General features: G+C 32.8%; 22 protein-coding genes and 2 pseudogenes. 19 read left to right on the top strand and 5 right to left on the bottom strand.

What is annotated here, in order from left to right; translation table 11 throughout:
* The first annotated feature begins 179 nt into the window (after window positions 1-179).
* The 4 genes from I5435_RS12850 (at window position 180) to I5435_RS12835 (ending at window position 3,140) form a co-directional block, all read left to right on the top strand.
* Complete coding sequence (locus I5435_RS12850; RefSeq protein ID WP_025219789.1) at window positions 180-572, top strand: hypothetical protein; 393 nt, start codon at window positions 180-182, stop codon at window positions 570-572.
* A 153-nt stretch (window positions 573-725) separates the two neighbouring features.
* Window positions 726-1,385 (top strand): hypothetical protein, encoded by a 660-nt coding sequence (locus tag I5435_RS12845; protein WP_024364921.1) that lies wholly within the window; start codon window positions 726-728, stop codon window positions 1,383-1,385.
* Window positions 1,386-1,482: 97 nt separating this feature from the next.
* Window positions 1,483-2,103, top strand: a complete 621-nt coding sequence (locus I5435_RS12840) for an NAD(P)-dependent oxidoreductase (protein WP_024364920.1) — start codon at window positions 1,483-1,485, stop codon at window positions 2,101-2,103.
* A gap of 287 nt (window positions 2,104-2,390) precedes the next feature.
* Window positions 2,391-3,140 (top strand): polysaccharide deacetylase family protein, encoded by a 750-nt coding sequence (locus I5435_RS12835; RefSeq protein ID WP_024364919.1) that lies wholly within the window; start codon window positions 2,391-2,393, stop codon window positions 3,138-3,140.
* A gap of 179 nt (window positions 3,141-3,319) precedes the next feature.
* Here I5435_RS12835 and I5435_RS12830 read toward each other — a convergent pair whose 3' ends face one another.
* Window positions 3,320-3,496 (bottom strand): hypothetical protein, encoded by a 177-nt coding sequence (locus I5435_RS12830; protein ID WP_024364918.1) that lies wholly within the window; start codon window positions 3,494-3,496, stop codon window positions 3,320-3,322.
* A 255-nt stretch (window positions 3,497-3,751) separates the two neighbouring features.
* Window positions 3,752-3,910, bottom strand: a complete 159-nt coding sequence (locus I5435_RS12825; protein ID WP_080653413.1) for a YjcZ family sporulation protein — start codon at window positions 3,908-3,910, stop codon at window positions 3,752-3,754.
* 695 nt (window positions 3,911-4,605) lie between these two features.
* On the opposite strand from I5435_RS12825, the gene I5435_RS12820 reads away from it, so the two are divergent.
* Complete coding sequence (locus I5435_RS12820) at window positions 4,606-5,022, top strand: phage holin family protein (RefSeq protein WP_024364917.1); 417 nt, start codon at window positions 4,606-4,608, stop codon at window positions 5,020-5,022.
* A 496-nt stretch (window positions 5,023-5,518) separates the two neighbouring features.
* Entirely contained in the window at window positions 5,519-5,827 is a 309-nt protein-coding gene (locus I5435_RS12815; protein WP_025219786.1) for a hypothetical protein, read from the top strand.
* A gap of 55 nt (window positions 5,828-5,882) precedes the next feature.
* On the opposite strand, the gene I5435_RS12810 is transcribed toward I5435_RS12815, so the two are convergent.
* Window positions 5,883-6,419, bottom strand: coding sequence for an HXXEE domain-containing protein (locus I5435_RS12810; RefSeq protein ID WP_337982400.1), 537 nt, complete (start codon window positions 6,417-6,419; stop codon window positions 5,883-5,885).
* Between the two features lie 575 nt (window positions 6,420-6,994).
* On the opposite strand from I5435_RS12810, the gene I5435_RS12805 reads away from it, so the two are divergent.
* From I5435_RS12805 to I5435_RS12790, 4 genes are all read left to right on the top strand, one after another.
* Window positions 6,995-7,156 carry a hypothetical protein gene (locus tag I5435_RS12805; protein ID WP_162832729.1) on the top strand — a complete coding sequence of 54 codons (162 nt, stop codon included), beginning with the start codon at window positions 6,995-6,997 and terminating at the stop codon, window positions 7,154-7,156.
* Between the two features lie 434 nt (window positions 7,157-7,590).
* Window positions 7,591-8,427 (top strand): hypothetical protein, encoded by an 837-nt coding sequence (locus I5435_RS12800; protein ID WP_229386925.1) that lies wholly within the window; start codon window positions 7,591-7,593, stop codon window positions 8,425-8,427.
* A 631-nt stretch (window positions 8,428-9,058) separates the two neighbouring features.
* A complete protein-coding gene (locus I5435_RS12795) occupies window positions 9,059-9,409 on the top strand; it encodes a hypothetical protein (RefSeq protein WP_024364912.1) in 351 nt (116 codons plus the stop codon).
* Between the two features lie 157 nt (window positions 9,410-9,566).
* The gene (locus I5435_RS12790) at window positions 9,567-10,091 is read left to right on the top strand and encodes a GNAT family N-acetyltransferase (RefSeq protein ID WP_025219782.1); all 525 of its coding nucleotides are present in this window, start codon (window positions 9,567-9,569) and stop codon (window positions 10,089-10,091) included.
* A gap of 298 nt (window positions 10,092-10,389) precedes the next feature.
* Here the strand turns inward: I5435_RS12790 and I5435_RS12785 are convergent, their stop codons facing one another.
* On the bottom strand, window positions 10,390-11,037 hold the full coding sequence (locus I5435_RS12785; protein WP_024364910.1) for a pentapeptide repeat-containing protein: 648 nt from the start codon (window positions 11,035-11,037) through the stop codon (window positions 10,390-10,392).
* Between the two features lie 132 nt (window positions 11,038-11,169).
* On the opposite strand from I5435_RS12785, the gene I5435_RS12780 reads away from it, so the two are divergent.
* From I5435_RS12780 to I5435_RS12755, 6 genes and pseudogenes are all read left to right on the top strand, one after another.
* Window positions 11,170-11,943 (top strand): class I SAM-dependent methyltransferase, encoded by a 774-nt coding sequence (locus I5435_RS12780; protein ID WP_337982399.1) that lies wholly within the window; start codon window positions 11,170-11,172, stop codon window positions 11,941-11,943.
* Between the two features lie 108 nt (window positions 11,944-12,051).
* Window positions 12,052-12,927: a hypothetical protein gene (locus tag I5435_RS12775; protein WP_024364908.1), complete on the top strand. Its 876-nt coding sequence runs from the start codon at window positions 12,052-12,054 to the stop codon at window positions 12,925-12,927.
* 156 nt (window positions 12,928-13,083) lie between these two features.
* Window positions 13,084-13,668: a hypothetical protein gene (locus I5435_RS12770; RefSeq protein ID WP_025219779.1), complete on the top strand. Its 585-nt coding sequence runs from the start codon at window positions 13,084-13,086 to the stop codon at window positions 13,666-13,668.
* A 123-nt stretch (window positions 13,669-13,791) separates the two neighbouring features.
* Window positions 13,792-14,154: a DUF6713 family protein gene (locus I5435_RS12765; RefSeq protein ID WP_024364906.1), complete on the top strand. Its 363-nt coding sequence runs from the start codon at window positions 13,792-13,794 to the stop codon at window positions 14,152-14,154.
* 170 nt (window positions 14,155-14,324) lie between these two features.
* A pseudogene (locus I5435_RS12760) lies at window positions 14,325-15,907 on the top strand (IS1182 family transposase).
* Window positions 15,908-16,168: 261 nt separating this feature from the next.
* On the top strand, window positions 16,169-16,543 hold the full coding sequence (locus I5435_RS12755; protein ID WP_231786325.1) for a GNAT family N-acetyltransferase: 375 nt from the start codon (window positions 16,169-16,171) through the stop codon (window positions 16,541-16,543).
* 95 nt (window positions 16,544-16,638) lie between these two features.
* On the opposite strand, the pseudogene I5435_RS12750 reads toward I5435_RS12755, so the two are convergent.
* Window positions 16,639-17,569 (bottom strand): annotated as a pseudogene (locus I5435_RS12750) (beta-propeller fold lactonase family protein); the annotation flags it as partial.
* 326 nt (window positions 17,570-17,895) lie between these two features.
* On the opposite strand from I5435_RS12750, the gene I5435_RS12745 reads away from it, so the two are divergent.
* From I5435_RS12745 to I5435_RS12735, 3 genes are all read left to right on the top strand, one after another.
* Window positions 17,896-18,084, top strand: coding sequence for a hypothetical protein (locus tag I5435_RS12745; RefSeq protein ID WP_337982398.1), 189 nt, complete (start codon window positions 17,896-17,898; stop codon window positions 18,082-18,084).
* 131 nt (window positions 18,085-18,215) lie between these two features.
* Window positions 18,216-19,133 carry a DUF4868 domain-containing protein gene (locus I5435_RS12740; protein ID WP_025219775.1) on the top strand — a complete coding sequence of 306 codons (918 nt, stop codon included), beginning with the start codon at window positions 18,216-18,218 and terminating at the stop codon, window positions 19,131-19,133.
* A 25-nt stretch (window positions 19,134-19,158) separates the two neighbouring features.
* On the top strand, window positions 19,159-19,704 hold the full coding sequence (locus I5435_RS12735; protein ID WP_024364901.1) for a hypothetical protein: 546 nt from the start codon (window positions 19,159-19,161) through the stop codon (window positions 19,702-19,704).
* Window positions 19,705-19,781 lie beyond the last annotated feature (77 nt).

Raw genomic sequence — 19,781 nt, 5'->3', positions numbered from 1 at the left:
CCTGTATGTATACCTATTGGATACAAATGATAGAAAGAAATAAGATTTGAGTAAAGAAAAAGAAGGTCAAAGAGCATAACGGTGTTGCCTTCCTTTCCTTTTGCGACAAAGAAGCTCTTTCCAGTGATGCGTCAGTGCCCAAAAACGTATTTTTTGTGAAAAAAGGAGAGCAGGAGAAAATGCATAAAAGTTTTATAAAAGGTATTTGTATAGTGATGGCATTACTTATATTTGTAACAATTTATTTGAAATACCAGCCGACTACATCTGTACAATTAACTCAAAATAATTCTTCTCAATATGCATCTGAAGAAATAGCGCAAAAGTTACAACGCACGCAATTAACAAAAAAAATAATTATAGCGCTAAGGGATGAAGGCTATCATCCAGATAGCACGATTGAATATTTAATCGACTCATCGGACAATCAAATTATCACAATAAGTTTACATAATTTAGAGAAAATCGATAACCGAACGGAGAGCAAAATCCAAAAAATAGTAAATAACATTGCAAAAAAGAATAACTTTAATTTGTTTATTGTGGATGTCCAGCTTACTGATCGAAATTGACGATTTTTGTACATGAATCCTAGTCTATTAGAAGAAAATAAATAGTTAGTAATAACTACAAAAAGTTGAAAAATATTGGAAAATTATTATAGTATGTACTCCTCTTTATTGGTATATTTAGTATGTTAAAAGAAGAATTGGGAGGATTTAGTGATGAAGAAGTTTTTAATCATGGCTGTACTGTCGTTAGTAGCAATTATGGCAGCCGCATGTGGTAGTGAAGTTAGCAAAGGAGGTAGCACTCCTATCCCAAGTAACGAAGCAAAGAAGGAAGAAGCTTCAGCAGATAAGGAATCAGAAGAAAAAGAAGAAGTTAAAAACGATCAGACTGAGAAAGAAGCAGCTGCTCCAGTCGTTAATTATGCAAGAAACTATTTAGAAGATGTACCATTTTTCACAGAAGATCAACTAACATTAGAAAAGCAATCATATAATTTTATTTCAACGAATGCAGATTTATTCCCTGCTTTATCGAAAGAAGCAATTCAAAAAACAAAAAAGCTTGCGGATGATAAAATCACTTCCAAGCATTTAAATAAAAATATTAAACCGTATCTAGAGAAAATGGTTACCTTTGCAGGCGATATCATCCAAATAGAGGAAGATACATTAGAGGATGGTACACCAGTGTCACTTATTTTAATTGAAGATATGGACTTTAATGCGATTTATGCCATTGGCTATCAATCAACAGAATTCCTTGAAGGGGATTTTGTGGAAATTTGGGGTTTACCTTTAGGTCAATATAGTTATGAAAACATAGATGGCGGTACTACATTAGCTCAGGCTATTGCAACGTCTCATATAGAATAAAAAATATAAGGACACTCTCGAAGGAGATGTGTCCTTTTAGCATGCATCAAAAATTAATCTAATCTATGATATAATCGCAAAGAAAGAGGTGATTTTCCTGAATATTTTAGTTTTAGGTGCAACTGGCCGTGTAGGCAGTCATATCGTTTCCCTTGCACTAAACGATGGTCATCAAGTAATCGCATTAGTACGTACACCAAGTAAAATGATAATAGCGAATGAGAATTTACAAGTTAAACTTGGTAATGTCTTAAATAAAAACGACCTCATATCAGTTATGGCAGATGTAGATGTCGTTATTAGCGCATTAAATACGGATGGGTCAAACACGTTAACAGCAAGTTTACCACTCATTCTCGATGCAATGGCAAGTAAAAAAGTGAACCGAATTATAACAGTCGGGACAGCTGGAATTTTACAAAGTCGTCTAACGCCTAATTTACTTCGATATCAATCCAGTGAATCAAAACGAAAGTCAACGTTTGCAGCACAAGAACATCACAATGCCTTTAAATTATTAGCGCAATCAACTATGGATTGGACAATCGTTTGTCCTACATATTTACCAGATGGACGTTATACAGGTAAATATCGCGTAGAGCGGGATTTCCTTCCAGAAGGTGGAAATGAAATATCTGTGGCAGACACTGCACAATTTACTTACCAACAAATTCAATGTTCTGAATACGTGAAGTCTCGAGTAGGAATCGCCTATTAATAGATTATTTGCACACACTTATTTTAACGATGGTATTAGTTAAAATGAGTGTGTTTTTCCGTCATCGAAGGATCTACAGCTTTACGTCATTTTAATAAAAAAAGCTGTAGCAACAGTTTGCTACAGCAAATGAATAATTAGGGAGATTCATGGCTTAAATTTTATTGTGGCACATAACTTGTTTTTTTATACTACATATGGCAGTTAATAATTCAAATTTAAAAGCATTTTTTAATCATTTCCACAAATAATAAAGTACTAAATAATTTTTTTGGGAAGTGAAGTTGTTGAAGAAATTAATGCTATATATTGTGCCTTTTTGTATTTTAGCGGCCTCCATTTTTTTTGTAAGTGAACGTTTCTCTGCTGATAAAGGAAGAAAATATTATGAAGAGGCAGGGCAAATATTATGGGAAATAAAAACAAATGAAAAAATAATTGCATTGACCTTTGACGATGGCCCTCATAAAAAATATACACCTGAAATATTAGATGTTCTAGACAAGTACAATGCAAAATCCACATTTTTTATAGTCGGTGAAAATGCAGAAAAAAACCCAGCAGTTATTCAAAGAATGTATGAAGAAGGCCATGAATTAGCCATTCACACATATACACATCCTTTAAGAACGACTATCCCTAATCTATTGAAGGAAATTAAACAAACACATGAAACAATTTACGGTATTAGTGGATATTCTCCAACTTTATTCCGTCCAGTGGAAGGGCAATATACAGACGGGATGATTGATGCAGTTGCAAAAGAAGGATACAAAGTAGTGATGTGGTCTTGGCACCAAGATACAATGGACTGGAAAAGCCCTGGTGTTAATAAAATTGTCAACACTGTGTTGAAAGGGGCTAAGGAAGGCAATATTGTTCTTTTTCATGATGGGGGCGGAGATCGAGGTCAAACGGTTAAAGCGCTCGAAAAAATTTTACCTGAACTGGAAAAGCAGGGATATAAATTTGTCACGGTTTCGGAATTACTTGAAGTGCAAAAAGCAACGAATAAAATGGAAAACAATAAGAAATAATAGGCTGCTTAGGTTAAAATAACTTCGATAAGTGCAAATTAAATGGGCACTTATCGAGGTTTTTTAGCGTATTCCGCTAGTTATTATTTGAGCCTGACCATCATCAATAGCATTCAAATCCAGCGAATAAGTACGACATCAAATAAAAAAGAAGAGCACAATAGTGTGCCCTCCCATTTCTAACGACGATGTTCTACAAGGTCAATTGCACCTAACACAATATGTGCTAAACCAAATCCAAAGACTGTATGGGCAATCATTTTGTTAGAACCGCTTTTTTGCTTTAATGCATATCCAGCAGCCGTAACAGCAGAACCTAAAATAGTTGGGATTAAACCTTCTCGAATTGAATTCATCAAAATCCCTCCATCGTAGTTAATTTGGTGTCATCACACCATTTATACTATTTGCGAATATGCGCAATACTATACTTGTCCAAATTTACTCTAATGAAGTGAATTTTTGTATAGAAAGGCGAAACACAGTAGGAAATCCAAGTACTTTCTCTTTTTTAAGCATGAAAAAATGGGTCACTTGGGGGAAGTGACCCAAAGGGGTTAATAGGAGTGTAAAGCTGGCATCATGCATGCCATTGCTTTGTATAACATTTTTTATAAGAAAGCAGTACCGACAATAATTAAGAGAATAAAGAGTACAACAATAAGCGTAAACGTAGAGCCATTGCCGCCACCATAGTAATAGTCACCGCCGTAGTTATATCCACCACAATAATTATTGTTCCAGCTTCCTACATTTCCGTAGTATCCCATGAAACATACCTCCTTTCCTTCCTTCAATTTATAATATGTTCCCTGTTGAAATGCGGAGGGGTATTTATCCCAATTCAAGCCCATCTGTTTTAGAAATGTTTTTTATAAAAAAATGTGTAAAGTTTTTCATTACAAAAAGCTGCAGCGTATAAAAACGCTACAGCTTTGAATTGGTTACCTGTTTGGTTTGTCAGTAAGAGCATTATAACATACTTTTTAAACTGCAGTATAGCAATTCTAATTCACTACATTAATTTTTGCTAATATGTATAAGGAGTTACTCCCACTACAATTTTATCACGGTCTTTAAATGTTCTTTCTGTTCAAAATACATAGTAGCTTAAACACTTATAATTCATTTTAAACAAACCCAATATTTGCGAAAAAGCATAGACAATTTTATGTTTCCCCTAATGTCTTAGCCCACTTTAGATAATTGTAGAAAGCATATGGTTGTGCCAAAAAGTACAAAGAATGATAGGTACTGGTTAGAAGCTTGAGGGAGATTAATTTACGAAAAGTTAGTTCTTTCTGTATTTTTGTTAACCTCCATAGGTCTAGGAATTGAATATGCTAGAAATGAAGGCAGGGATTGAAGAAATCCAAAAAGTACTTTATGAAAAATAAAGTAGTTTTTTTATGTCTTCAGCTATCACCTGTGTGGGGGGCTAATATAGAGGAAAGTAGGTGATGATATGGAAACAAATACATTTTGGTCTTCACTTATAGGAGGTATGACCGCATTAATCGTATATCTAATTGGCGGTGTGGATGAATTGGTGACATCTTTAACAATATTAATGGCAATCGACTTAACATTAGGTGTAATGGTTGGTTGGATCATCAAAGATATAGATTCTCGTAAAACGTTTAAAGGTCTTCTGAAAAAGACAGCCATGATTTTAATGGTTATCGCAGCAGTTCAGTTGGACAATGCGACAGAAAGCGGCAACTTTATGCGTAACGCCATGATTTTGTTTTTAATTGGGATGGAAGGTATAAGTATAATCGAAAACTTAGGTAAGTTGGGCATTCGTGTTCCAAAGTTTTTAGCAAATGCTTTTGCACAGTTGAAAAAGGATAATGACGATAAAAAGGATGATGAGCAGTAGATTGTAGTTAAAAGTCTCGTGACTTAATGGATACTTTTTAATGTCTTATAAGGATATTACATTAAACAATTCCCACACAGTAATGGCAAGAAAATAGACACAAGGCCATTTGCCTATCAAAATAGATTTTCTACCACCGCTGCCTTTGGATAAGACTGCTGAAGACCCTGTATCTGTGGATTATAGCATATAATGCGGGGATTGTTAGTCGAAAGGAATAATCTCATAGAGGTAGCAGGTCATAAAAATGAAACGTTTAATTGATCTTTTAACGCAGCACAAAATGGTAGCTGTTTTTCATAAAAATAATAAAAGAGTCACATCTAACTAGGTGGGGCTTTTTATTTTGCATTTAATAATGAGGGGAAGAACGTGTTGAAGGATAACACATCTCGAAAGAACGGCGTTGAAGGAATATTGAAGCATAAATGGATGTGATAAAGAGAACGTTGCCTTCAACAAGCTTTACCAAGTTTATTTGGAAAGAGGTGGTAGTATGCAATTAACCGATGGCTCCTGGATTTTTGAAACCGAAGAGATAGAAGCGGCTGTCATGAACTTAGAACGAGAGGGATACGAGCGAGAAATGTTGAACGCCTTTGCTCGATATGCTTACTTACGTTATAAACAAGTTAGGGATACTGTAAATCCACGGAAGTGCAAATACATGTTTATTGATAAAGTAAGAGAACAATTAAAGTCCCCAGCAAAATTACGTAGAGTTAGTAGTTTATTGAATATGACCGAAGAGGAAGTACAATACATTGTGGCATTTGTAAAAAAGCATTTGAAATATGTAAAATAAACAACCCTGTTTCAGTGAACTGGAAAATAAAATAGGTTTATTGAAACTTTGTAAATTATATAAACTTTTTGCCAATCCAATGAGCTGTTAACACTATAGGAAAAAAGAGCACACCAAAAGGTAAGGATATCAAAATCATTTTCCACGTAACAATTTGCTCCATCCATAATGATCTATATAAAACAATGCTGTATGGAATAATTATAATAACCGATGTAATAGTTCCAGGAGCAATAGAGCGGAATATAATTGTCTGCCCAATATGCGTAAACGCATGAATAAAAAATACTAATGAAACGGCTATAAAAAAGTATAAACTCCAACTAGTACCATTATAGAGATAGTAAATAGCTGAAACAGTAGCTGCACTGACAAATAAAAAAATAACAATAACTGCTGCTGCAAATTGAGCTGTCGTCATAGAAAACTGCTTCACAATTCGGTCAGCTATTTTGGGAGGCAACCGTTTATAAATCTTATTTCGATTCGTATGTAACCATTTTTCTACTAATATAATCTCTTCAAAATCGTGGATAATGAAAAGAATAGGAAATAACCAGATTAATGTTTGAACATTTAACCAGAATGCCATATTGACCTCACTTGCTTTCGTTTATATTTGGTCATGTATAAAGATTGTAGATTGGAATGGAAAAATGATTAAAGGGTCACTGGACCAGAGTGACCCTAACCAACAAATCAGGAGGTGCAAAGCTAAATTTGCTTTACACTACTATTACTATGATGAAATAGTTATGATAACTAGCTATTAGCCTGCAAACTAGATAAAAAATAAATACTTTATTATTTATAAAGTTACGTTATTATTTATAAAGTTACGTGTGTTTCTATGATTATAATTATTATACCAATTATGGATTATTTAGTTAATTACTTTTTGAATAATCGTGAGTGATAGTTAACTTTTAGTAAAATACTGCTCTTTCGACAAATACGAAATGTTGATTAAGAAAAATATTCCTATTTTATGCAAGAAATTCAAAGTGCATTGTAATGCATAGGGAAATAGTATAGTGAGTATGCGCAAGGATAAGTCTATCTACATGTGACATTGTCGATCTTTTTAATCAAATTTGTTGTTTTCAATTGTCAGAAATTATCAATATATCTTATAATAATAAAAAATATAATATAAGAGGTGAACTTATGGGGAAACCAGTAGATTACAATCTATTTCCAGCCTATCAAAACACACTTGAAGACAGACTAACCGAACGAAAAGAAGAATATATAGAAGAGTTAGAAAAAGCAAAACTTGGCGGGTATCTATTAGATTTTGAAAAATTATTAGAAGAAGTACCGCAATAAAAAAAGCACCTCACAGGGGGTGCTTTTTAGTTGAAACAAATCGTAAAAACCTGTATACCTCGTTACATACCAATCGAAAAAATTTAATCTTATTCGCCATTACATATCAAATAAAATAAAATTTTAGCAAATTGCTACAAAGTTTGTATAAGAATTAATAATTCAGTAAATATATTTATTTTGAATTATCTTCAAAATAATAGTTAAATAACCCTGATTTTTAATTTGGATATTGAAATGCTAACCGTAATTGTTAAAATAAATTTTAACTAGATCTAGCGAGACATAGGAGAATAAGTGTCCAAATCTTAATGAGGTGGGTAGTATTAGATACCCATTAATAAAAATACTATGATAATGTTCGGTTGTAAATAATTTTAATACTTTGAAAACTGATAAACAGATTAAAATTTAATGTTTATAGGAGGATTAGTATGAAAAAATTTATTTGTTGCTTAGTAGTAATTTTGGTATTTTCTACTGTTGCATCTCCAACATTATTGACAATTGCAAGTTACGAAAATAATTTAACGCTAGCTTCAGAATATAATAGCTTTACGTTGCTTTATGATAATGGTAATCATTCAGCTTTTCAATTAAAAGATGAAGCAGGAAATATTTTTGAGTACGTTGAAGATGTAATCAGTAAACCTGATGGAACGGATGAAATTACCCAAAAAATATTTAATATTTCACCTAATAACGAGAAAGAATTAATAGATGAGAAAGTTATTAGGATAATGGAAACAACAGAAGAAATAATGATTAAAGAACTTACTAATCCGAATAGTGTGGAAGTGAAAATAAACAAAAATAATCCTCAATATAATACTAATAGTACTTTCCAACAACAATCTTATAATAATATTAATCCTAAATTAAAAACATTGACTGCCTCAAAGGGGGCATCTGGCGGTTCTTATATTGCGGCTATTCGTTGGGAGGAATCACCTAATAATAATAATGCCTATGCTATTTTTGGTACGATGTCTAAAACGACAACGAAGCAACAATGGCAGTATAGAGATTTTAAAGCAGCAGCTAATAATATAGTTGATCAAGAAAGAAGTCTTCTATTAGGCGGCTTAGGTGGCGTTGCAACAGCAGTCTGGGATGCTGTTAAGGGTGGTAATCTATTATCATGGGAATTAATTAAAAAGATATTTAAAAGCCTAGGAAAAAGTATACCTGTTTTTGGAACAATTCTTATTGTATTTACTTATGTTAATTTATGCCTTAAAGCAAAGGAAAAATATAATGCTATACCATAATTAAAAATAAAACTAAGTAACCATATAAGGTGATTGTTTTGAATACTTTCCTTGAAATTCTATTGGGCGCTTTGATAGTATTCGTTTATATTAAATTAATATCGTTTATTTTTAAAAAATCGGTAATGTATATGAATAGAAAAAGTACGGACTTTCTTGCACAAAGACTTCCTGGCTGGCTAATGGTTATGATATCAAGCGGTTGTATATTTTATTACACACTACCATTTTATCCTTATTATATAATGCAAACGATAATGTATGTAGCAATGGGTGTTTGCATTGTATCATTATTCTTATTGTTGGTCGTTAAAAATATTAGCATATCTATATATAACAAAATCCTAATAAAAATTAAAAAGGAGTATGATAGCAAATAAAGCATAGTCAAAAGAAGTTTTTGAAGTTTAATGATATATAACCATTTAGTTTCTATGGAAGAATTAGAAAACAAAAAAACTTGCTAGATTTTTGAAATTAGCGGAAGAAGTACCCAATAAATTAGGAGGCATCTCACTTTAAAGTGAGGTGCTTTTCAATATAGTCTAGAACAGTTTAATAATTATCAAATAAAAATATCATGGCATACCATAATAATGAAGATGTAAAAATTATAGAAGGAGGATTTCTTATGAATTCTCTTTTTAATATTTTATTGAGTGCTTTAATTGGCTTCGTTTATTTGAAAATAATGTCTCTTGTTTTCAAAAAATCGGTAATGTATATGAAAGAAAAAAGCAGGGACTTCCTTGTGCAAATATTGCCAGGGTGGCTTTTGATCATGTTATCAAGTGGTTGGATATATTGGTATGCACCTCCGTATTTGACATATTATTATATTATGCAAACTATAATGTATACCGCCATGGTTGTTTGTATTATGGCGTTGTTCTTATTATTGGTGGTGAAGCCGATCAGTATCAATAAATACAACAGAATAGTTGTATTTATTAAAAAGGATTTTAATCGTAATGAAAGCTAAGTTAACAGGTTCTAAACATATAGATGTGCAGCCATTAAGTGTATTAATACTAAATGGCTGCTTTTTAAATTAGAGTACTACGCAGAATAAGTAATGTAAATAATGTGCTATTGTTATAGAATGGTAAAAATACGATTTTGAAAGTAGAGGGAAAAGCATGTTTCCAATATTACATACCGAGCGTTTAGTGCTAAGAGAACTGACAGAAAATGATGCGCAAGCAATATTAAGTTGTTTTTCAAATCCAGACGTTTTACGTCATTATGGGCAGAAGCCGTTAACGAGCTTAGAGCAAGTGAAACAGATTATCCAAAATTTTTCTACTAATTTCAAAGAAAAACGTGGCATTAAATGGGGAATATCCGTGCAAGGACAAGAAGAAATTATCGGTACAATTGGTTTTCAAGATTGGTCTGTTGAGCATAAAAAAGCGGATATCAGTTATGCACTTTTCCCTAATAGTTGGGGGCAAGGCTATGCAAAGGAAGCTGTAGGTAAAGTTATTTCCTATGGTATTCAAGAGATGAATTTGGTGCGCATAGGAGCCATTGTTTTTACGGAAAATGAAGCTTCGAATAAGCTATTGGAAGCATTGGGTTTTGAAAAAGAAGGGGTTTTAAGAAACTTTATGCATCAAAATAATATGCCTTATGACACTAATGTTTATTCTTTCATTAAGTAAAGAAGTAAAGAACAATATTGAATATCATCGAAATAAATAGCGAAATATAGTGGAAACTTTATTTACTAAATAATTTGAAAACATGGAATAGTAACAAGTATAAACCCCGAAAGATGTTTTGAACAAATGTCATCGTCTAAAATGTGCAGTGCTGTTTTTGTGCGAACTGTAGATTTATTGAAAATAAAATACTTATAGTGTTGCTCACCTACTATTTATGGTAAGCTCCTCCATACAAAAGAGTAATTGCGCAAGTATGGGAGTTATTGTTTCCTAACAGTTTTAATCCTGTAGTGAGCTAAGATTTAACTTTTAAACCTAGTAATGATGCAAACCCAACAGCTTGTTCAGAAGATACTTCGCAACCTTTTATACTTTCCAAAGTAACATTCAACCTTTCATATCGACATGAGCTAATATCAATACCTTTTAAAGATGTTTGAGAAAAATCCACATCGTTAATATCACACTCATTAAAAATGACTTTATTAAATTTGCATTCAAAATAGTTGGCGCTTTGTAGCGATGAATGATTAAAAATGACCTGTTTTAAACGAGTCTCTGTAAAATCACATAGATTTGCAATGCAATTGTCAAACGAAACATTTCCTACATGAGCTTCTGCTAAATTCAATCCTAATACTTTACAATTGTCGAATGTAACTCTGTGAATTAAGCCTTCCCTAAAGCTGGCATTTGATAAATCACAGTTTTCAAAAATTACATCAGTCAAATCAATTTTTCTAAAAGATACATCTATGAATCTAACATTTTTAAAGAGTACTTTTGATAAAATAAGTCTATCAATAGCTATATTGTCAATGACCGTATTGGCGATAACACAATTGGATAAGTACGGATCTTCTTCATAAAAAATATCTTGAATATTTACTTTTTCTAATGCTAAAGGCAATTTAGGTGATTCAATTTTAAATACTTTTGCCACTTTATCACACCTCTCAATGTAATGATGTATATAGAATAATAAAAAATTCATGCTTTTATAAGACTTTATTTTTTCTTCATAGTATGGACATAGCAGTTTGTGTTACAAAGGACCGATTTGGGGGAATTAACATTGGAAGATTCGGTATTAAAATTTTATGATGAACTTGCAGAAGATTATCATCTAATATTTGTTGATTGGCATTTAGCCATTGCTCGGCAAAGTGAAATTCTATATAAAATTATCCAATCGAAGTTAAACTTATCTTCGACGCGGCAGGTTTCTTTATTAGATTGTTCGTGTGGCATTGGTACACAAGCAATTGGTTTGGCGAATTATGGATTTCATGTAACCGCTACTGACATTAGTGCTGTATCTGTAAAGAGAGCTAAAAAAGAAGCAGCCCGTTATGGAGTGAAAATAAACTTTGGAGTAGCAGATTTTCGGGAGCTCAATACAAATGTATCAGGCTTATTTGATATTGTGCTATCGGCGGATAATGCAATACCGCATTTACTAACAGATAAAGATTTGCACAAAGCTTGTCAAAATATGTATGAAAAGCTTCATCATAACGGTTTACTTTTAGTTACGATAAGAGATTACGATGCGATGGTTATAGAGAAAATAATTACAACACATCCAAATGTTTTGGACGAAGGAAAGAGAATGACTTTTCAGGTCTATGATTGGGCAGAAGATGGAAAAACGTATACAGTAAAACAATTTATTATGAGAGAAATTAACGGTGAATGGAAAACAAAACATAATAGTACGCAATACAGGGCACTGTTACGGGAAGAAATTAACAAAGTACTACGTATGATTGGTTTCGTCAATATTGAATGGCATTTCCCTGAAAATACAGGTTATTATCAACCGATTTTGACTGCTAGTAAAGTGTAAAATGCAGTTCCCAATGCAAGCACACTAACATAAATTTTTATACTAAATATGAAACTTTTTGAATTTTCAAACGTATATTTTTGAAATAATGGTTTTGTGGAGGTAAAAATGTATAAATTTAGTGTAGTGTTTGTTGTGTTTATCTGCTTATTAACGGCTTGTACACAAGATGAAGTTGTACCGAAAGAACAAGAAATTGAGGATGAACAGATTGTAGTGACACCTGATGGGAAAGTAACCTTTGAGATTATTAATAACATTAAGGTTCCACAAGAAAAAGTGGAAGAAATTAAAGATGAACTTCTAACAGCCTATGAAGTAATACAAAATTCGATTCAAACTGCTTATGTTCCTTCCGATAAAATCAACGTTTATCTCAATGAGGGAGACCTTGCTTCATTGGGCTTGGCATCTAGAATCGAGCTATATGGCGTGAAGGAAGACAGATACCCACTAATACATGAATTAACACATTCCTTACTGGGCTATGGGAAAGATTTTGATACAAGCAGTGGGTATTTTACACAAGAGGGTTTTGCTAGTTATTTGGAAGAAAAGTACGGGGAAAATAAAACATATCCCCATAAACTTGTAAAATATTTTATGGATGCAAACAAATTAATCCCTATTAGTAATTTGATAGATTCTAATCTGGATGAATCCTATTTTCGCCCTGTCCTAATAACTGAAAAAGATGTTACCCTTCGATTGATGAGCTATACACATGCTTCTTCTTTTGTAACATATTTAGTAGAGACTTACGGGTTAGAAAAGTTTGAACAGATTTACAATGAAAAGGATTTGTCAAAAAAAGTAGCGGAAGTATACGGAAAAAATATGAGTGAATTAGAAAATGAATGGATTGTTTTTCTTAATAAGGATTCAAATAATTTAACATATGAAGAGAAAATGGACATGGGGTATTTTTTTGCTATCTCTTCAGTTATCGATACGATTGATTCGAAATTTTTTTCAAAGGAATAAAATGATGCGTGTAACAGATGATTGTTCTTTATTTGTTCGTAGATAAAATTTCAAAGCGTATGTTATTTCCGCTGTCGTCTTAATCAATAATTTGCATTTTATTTTACAATTGTTTATTCTATCATAATACTTAATTTTGGAAATAAGGTGATGGACATGAACAGTTTAGACAGGGCAAATAGAAAAAAAGGAAGAGCATTAAAAATTTTAGATGAATTACAATTAATGCAAAGATGGAGTACGATAGGAACTTGTTTTGTAGTGGGTGCAACCGCTTATGATTTAATCGTATCGCCTGATATTGATATGGAGACATTTAGTGATGAATTAATTCCAGAAAAAGTAATGATGGCGTTGGCACCATTAGTAGACAATCAAAATGTAGTGGAACTAAAATATAAAAATTATATGGATTCTGATTATCAAGGCTATTATTTTAAAATCATTTATTTAGCTAATCAAGAAGAGTGGAATATCGATATGTGGCTTTTTTCAAATGGACGTCAAGGAGCACTCTCTAAAGATTTGGTGCCTTTTATGAAAAAAGCGTTAACAGAAACTTCGAGAAAAGCTATTCTTGATATTAAAGAAGCTTTACTAGAAACTAATTTAAGTTATTCATCAATATTTATTTATCAGGCTGTAATAGAATTTGGGATTCGAAATGTGAATGAATTTTTAGAATGGACGAAAAACCATGCTACGAATTTACTTATTGACTGGACACCTAATAGCCATTAGGTGTTAGAAAATGGGGCACTTCTCTAGTTTTCAAGACTTGATTTCGACATATTTTGGCAGAGTTTCTTCGTTTTAGACTATCTTTTTATAGTAACATGAAGGAAAAAGATGAGGAGATTGGAAATGCCTGATTTAGTGCTTGCCCTGTTTTTATTGAACCTTTCTTTATTTCTTGTGCATGAAATGGATGCGATTAGGCGCTCGGAGTGGCGGCTGTTTGTTGTACTAAAGGATATGGAAGATGAGAAAGCTTACAAAGTATTCACATTGATTCATATAGTTCTTTACATAATTATATTTTTGTTATTATTTAGTCAGTATCAAACGATTCTTTTTTGGATTTTAGATATATTTTTTATTGTTCATTCCATATTGCATTTGTTTTTTGAACGACATCCTCGAAATAATTTTAAACATGCATTTTCAAGAGCGATTATACATTCGTTAGGCATTCTTTCCGTAGTACATTTATTATTTTTAATTTAGCTTTAAAGCAAAGAGGCTGGGACAAAACCCTCCTCTAAAAACTAATAAGCCGTTGAAATTTTACTCATCGTAAAATTTCAACGGCTTTGATTATTTTTACATAAAAATAAGAACCACTTCTGATAAGATAAAAGTACACCACATACCAAATCTCTGAAAGAAGGGTTCTTATGTTCAAAAATTATAACATGAATCAATTAGTTTTGCCTTTAGATTTAGAAATGAAATTACAAAAGAATGACATTGCCTTCCATGTCCATCATTTAGTCGAAAGTATCCCGCCCGAAGCGTTTGAACCATTTCTTCGAAATGAGGGCTGTCCTGCCTATCATCCACGCATGATGCTTAAAATTATCTTATGTGCCTACACGCAATCCGTCTTCTCAGGGCGCCGAATGGAGGCGCTTTTAAAAGATAGTCTTCGGATGATGTGGCTAGCACAAGGGTATGAACCAACCTATCGCACAATCAACCGATTCCGTGTCCACTCAGAAGTCAAAGAGTTGATTCGACAATGCTTCGTTCAATTCCGCTGCCAGCTGGTACAGGAAGAATTGTACAGGAAGAATTAATTAATCAGGAAGCGATTTTTATTGATGGAACAAAAATTGAAGCGAATGCAAATAAATTTACATTCGTGTGGAAAAAGTCGATTGAGAAATATCATAACGGACTCATTGAAAAGTCCAACCAGCTATACAATGAGCTACTTGAAAAAGAAATCATACCCGAAATGGAACGGGAAAATGAACAGGAATTAGCATTGGAAGACCTTGACCAAATGGTCAAAAAAGTAGATGAAGTGATTTCTGAATACGATCGAAAAATTGGGGACTCATCGGATGTGGCAGAGCGAAAGGCTTTAAGAAAGGAACGAAAATTCCCAAAGCAAACGCGCAAACAATTAATCGACTATATGGAACGCAAACTAAAATATCAAAGAGACTTCGAAATCTTTGACGGACGAAATAGTTACTCGAAAACAGACCCGGATGCGACATTTATGCGTATGAAAGATGACTATATGAAAAATGGTCAATTGAAGGCAGGTTATAACATACAAGTAGCAACAGAGGGTCAGTATGCGCTTGCCTACAGCATTTTTTCGAATCCAACGGATACACGTACATTAATCCCATTTTTGGATGAAATCGAACAACATTATTTGAAGTTACCAAAACATATCGTAGCAGATGCTGGATATGGAAGCGAACAAAATTATGATGATATCCTTGTGAACCGTAAGCGAGAAGCCTTAATCACATACAACATGTATGTAAAAGAACAGAGGAAACCGTATAAGCAAAACGAATTCAATACAGGGAACTGGGCTTATGATGAAGAAAATGATCGATATACTTGCCCAAACCAACAACAGCTTGAATTTAAATATCGTACCACGAAAACGGATAAGTATGAGTACACGCGTGAGTTTAAGGTATACGAATGTGAAGACTGTTCCGGCTGCCCCCTCCGTTCATTCTGTACAAAAGCAAAAGAAGGAACGAATCGAAAGTTAACAGTGAATGAGAAGTGGGAACAACAAAAAGAACATGTGAGAACAAAGCTTTCAGAAGAAAAAACGAGTACCATTTATCGTCAACGCAAAATTGACGTGGAACCCGTTTTTGGATTCTTGAAGGCTAATTTGCGTTTCACTCGATTTTCTGTACGAGGAAAATCGAAGGTTGATAACGAGATGGGTCTCGCATTAATGGCTGTGAATTTAAGAAAATTCACAGCCATTAGCTAAAAGCTATATGGAGACAACATAAAAAAACAGAGAAATCCGAATTTGAATAAATTCAAATTCGGATTTCTCACTAATCAAAGCTAGTTATGTCCCAGCCTCGTTTTTTTATTGAAGAAAAATAGGCCATAATTTGGAACAATACACCTAGATAATATAGTAAAATGAGGGATGAATAGATATTTGAATTATTTGAAAATTAAAGAAAGGGTGGGGGATAAGGTGGTATTGCTTAAATACGATATAGAAGAGAAAGATATTAGGATGCTAAAAGAAGTTTATCAATCTGTTGGATGGCATAAACATAACGAACTTATCATCGAGAAGGTTTTTAATGCAAGTACTCATGTTGTAGTTGCATTGGTGGATGGCAAAATTGTAGGTTTTGTTAGAGCGCTTTCAGATGGGGTATTTAATGCAGCTATTTATGATGTAGTTGTCCATAAAAAGTTTCAAGGCCAAGGAATTGCAAGGTTGCTTTTGGAAGATATGAAGCAGCAGTTAGAAAATGTTTCATGCATTCAGTTAATTGCAACAACTGGTAATGTTCCTTTTTATGAAAAAATGGGATTTAAAAAATTGAAGACAGGTATGGGGATTTATAAAAATCAGCAACTAGCCCAAGAATATTTAGAGTAAATTTAGTAATGGATCGATCAATAATCATTAAAAAACCAGAATAGATGCTACAATATGTAGATTAATTCTGGTTTTTTTAAATAATCCAATTTATTTTATATACAAATTGTTCCTGTTTTTATACCAGTCGGTCCATTAAATCCAGGAATTGTATCAACTACTATATTTGTTGCGATATTAATAACAGACACCGTATTATCTAGTTGATTTGTGACATATGCAAACGTTCCATTCGGTAGGATGGTTACTTGGTCAGGGGAGATGCCTACAGGAATTGTTGCAATGACTAAATTTGTAGACGTATCTATAACAGATACTGTATTACTACCTTTATTTACAATGTAAACAAATGATCCATCGGGTGTAATAGCTGTTCCAACAGGTCCATTACCAACAGGAATTGTAGCAATTACTGTATTCATATTTGCATTAATAACGGATACTGTATTGCTCGCTTCATTTGTGACATAAGCAAATTGTCCATTCGGTGTAAAAACGATGGATCTTGGGCGAGCTCCTACAGGGATTGTTGCTACAACTATATTCGTTAGCGTATCAATAACTGATATTGCATTTGAATTTTCATCTGCAACATAGGCAAATGCACCATTGGGTGTAAAAGCTATTCCCTGTGGTGCAAGACCTACCGGAATAGTTGCAGTTACCGTATTTAAAGTTGTATTTATGACAGACACCGTATTAGAGCCTTGGTTGAACATAAGCCAATGTTCCATTTGGTGAAATGGCAACACCTAGAGGATTGATTCCAACTGGGATGGTGGCCACTGCCATATTCGTTGCCGTACTAAATACTGTTACATTATTCGAAAAGTATGCAGGCACATAACCGAATGCGCCATCTGGGGTGATTGCTACTTCTAAAGGAGCGGTTCCCACCGGAATGGAAGCGACGATAGTATTTGTAGATGTATTAATTACTGAAACTCTATTGTCGGGCGTTTCTATTTGACCAGCATCCGTAACATACACTAGATAGTTGCAATTTGGTGGGGAAGGAAATGGCGGTTTACATTTACAATTACAACAAAAACAGCAACAATGACAACAACAATTAGGATTTGATTTAATCTTAAACTTTATAAAATAATTTGGTTGTTTTTCCACGTTAGTCCTCCTTTCTTTCATATATTGCTACTATATGTACACGTAACCATCTTCCTTGTATGTTTTCCTACATCTGAAAAGACACGCTTTCATATTAAGTACTTTTATTCAAATAATGTTTTAAATTTTGTGAACAGTTTTAATGTTTCTTTACGCAAATAAAATTTAACTCTTAAATGAATCATATTTTTTCAGACGTTAGCATAGTGAAATAAAGGGGGATAAATATGGGAAATGTGAATATTTATGAAATCATTGGCTTTTCAATTGATCCTATTTATGAGGCATTAACAAAACTTATGGTTGATGAAGAAATCGTCATTGGCAAATATACCATTCGTAAAACACCAAAATTTTATGAAATTGAAAATATAAATTTGCATGAATGTTTTAAAGAAAAAGAGCATTGTTATTAATTTTTATGTAACTTGCTCAAAATTAAATAATTACGTTACGACAGCCATTATGGATGTATGTTGATTTACTGGAAAAAAACAAATATTGTATGATTTTATTCATATTATCAAAGAGTGAAGGGGGAGTATTATTGAATATCGAGCTCATAAACAGCAAAATTTCAGAACGCTTATTGAGTGGTACATTTGAAGTAAGTTTGTTTTTAATTGAAAAGATTAAGACGCATGATATGTTAGATTATTTTTCATTTCAACCATCAATAAGCCATTCTTTACAAAAAGAGATAATCAATATTATCCAGCCAACTATTGATAAGCTTGTTGGAAAAGAGCAACTAGAATTTAATGAAAATGGTCGACCGAATGGCGTAGTGGAGTATTGTAAGTCATCCTATATAGGAATAACTTATGATCATTTATTCAAAAGTTTACAGGAACCGGGTGAATCATTGAATGAAGATGTGCAAAAAGATTTATACTGTATAAAAATTGAAATAGAAGCAGGGAAGTATGCTTATTTCCTAAATCGCATTCCGCAATTTAAGAAGTTTTCTAAAGGGCTTTGGGGAATCATTGCGGATACTACTTTTAGAAAAGTCTCAGATTCATTTATTGGCATTGAACCAGGGTTCGATTTACTTATTTATGACAACGAAATACTAGTGGTAAATAATGTTTCAGTGCAACGAATTTTCGATTTGAAAACAAAATATGTGCACAATACGAATTCGGTCTTATGTGCTTTTGAAGAAACGAATAAATTAGAAGGCTTTGAACAATTTAAAAATGATAGCATTGAAGATGGTAATATAGTTAAAAGAGTTTCGCGATTAATGACAAAGCCTGAGAGAATGACAAGGTTCGTTGAAAATTTTGATAAAATAGAAGAAATTATTAAAGAATTTGACTTAAATATAGAATTAAACGAAGAAAAGTCAAAAATAAAATATACAGATAAAAAACAATTAAATGATATCGTCAAGTTACTGAATGATGCTTATTATAAAACTGTTCTTACAGGTGAAAGAGGCAGAGATGATTTAAGGTAATTTATTAAGAAAGGGTGGAGGAAAAATGACAAATCTTTTTAAATTGTTTCTGTTTATATCGTCATACTCTCCATTATATGTCATTGTTGCTCTTTCCATATTCCCTTATGAAAATATTGATTGGCAGTCATTTATTGAAGATCAAGTAACGTTTACCGTTACTATTATCTTGGTCGTATTATTTTCCCTTTCCTTTTTACCGATTTGGTATATTAGGAAATGTGAATTAAACAGCACGATTGTTAGTGAGCGCGTAGCAAGAAAAAATGAAGAGATTTTAAGTTACTTAGTGACATATATCGTTCCTTTACTAGCCATCAATGTTAAAGAAGTAAGTACTTTGATTACAAATGGGATTTTGTTTATGATAATTGGCTATTTATATATTAAGTCTAATATAATCCATGTGAATATAACGTTCTTATTATTTGGATGGAACATTTATGAGGATGAGCTTGGCCGCGTAATTATCTCAAAAGACAATCCAGATTATTTTATCAGAATGAACATTGCTAACAACCCTATCCGTGTTAGAAAACTGGCTAGTAATATTTATTTGCATAGGTCTTAGAGAAAGTAGCAATCCATTGTGAAAAGTCACTATTTGATAATGGGCAGGACTTAAAAACAGCCAAATTACTTAGTAGG

The sequence above is a fragment of the Lysinibacillus sp. C5.1 genome (genome assembly GCF_016350185.1).
Classification (GTDB): domain Bacteria; phylum Bacillota; class Bacilli; order Bacillales_A; family Planococcaceae; genus Lysinibacillus; species Lysinibacillus sphaericus.
This window is presented reverse-complemented; position numbering and strand designations above follow the sequence as displayed.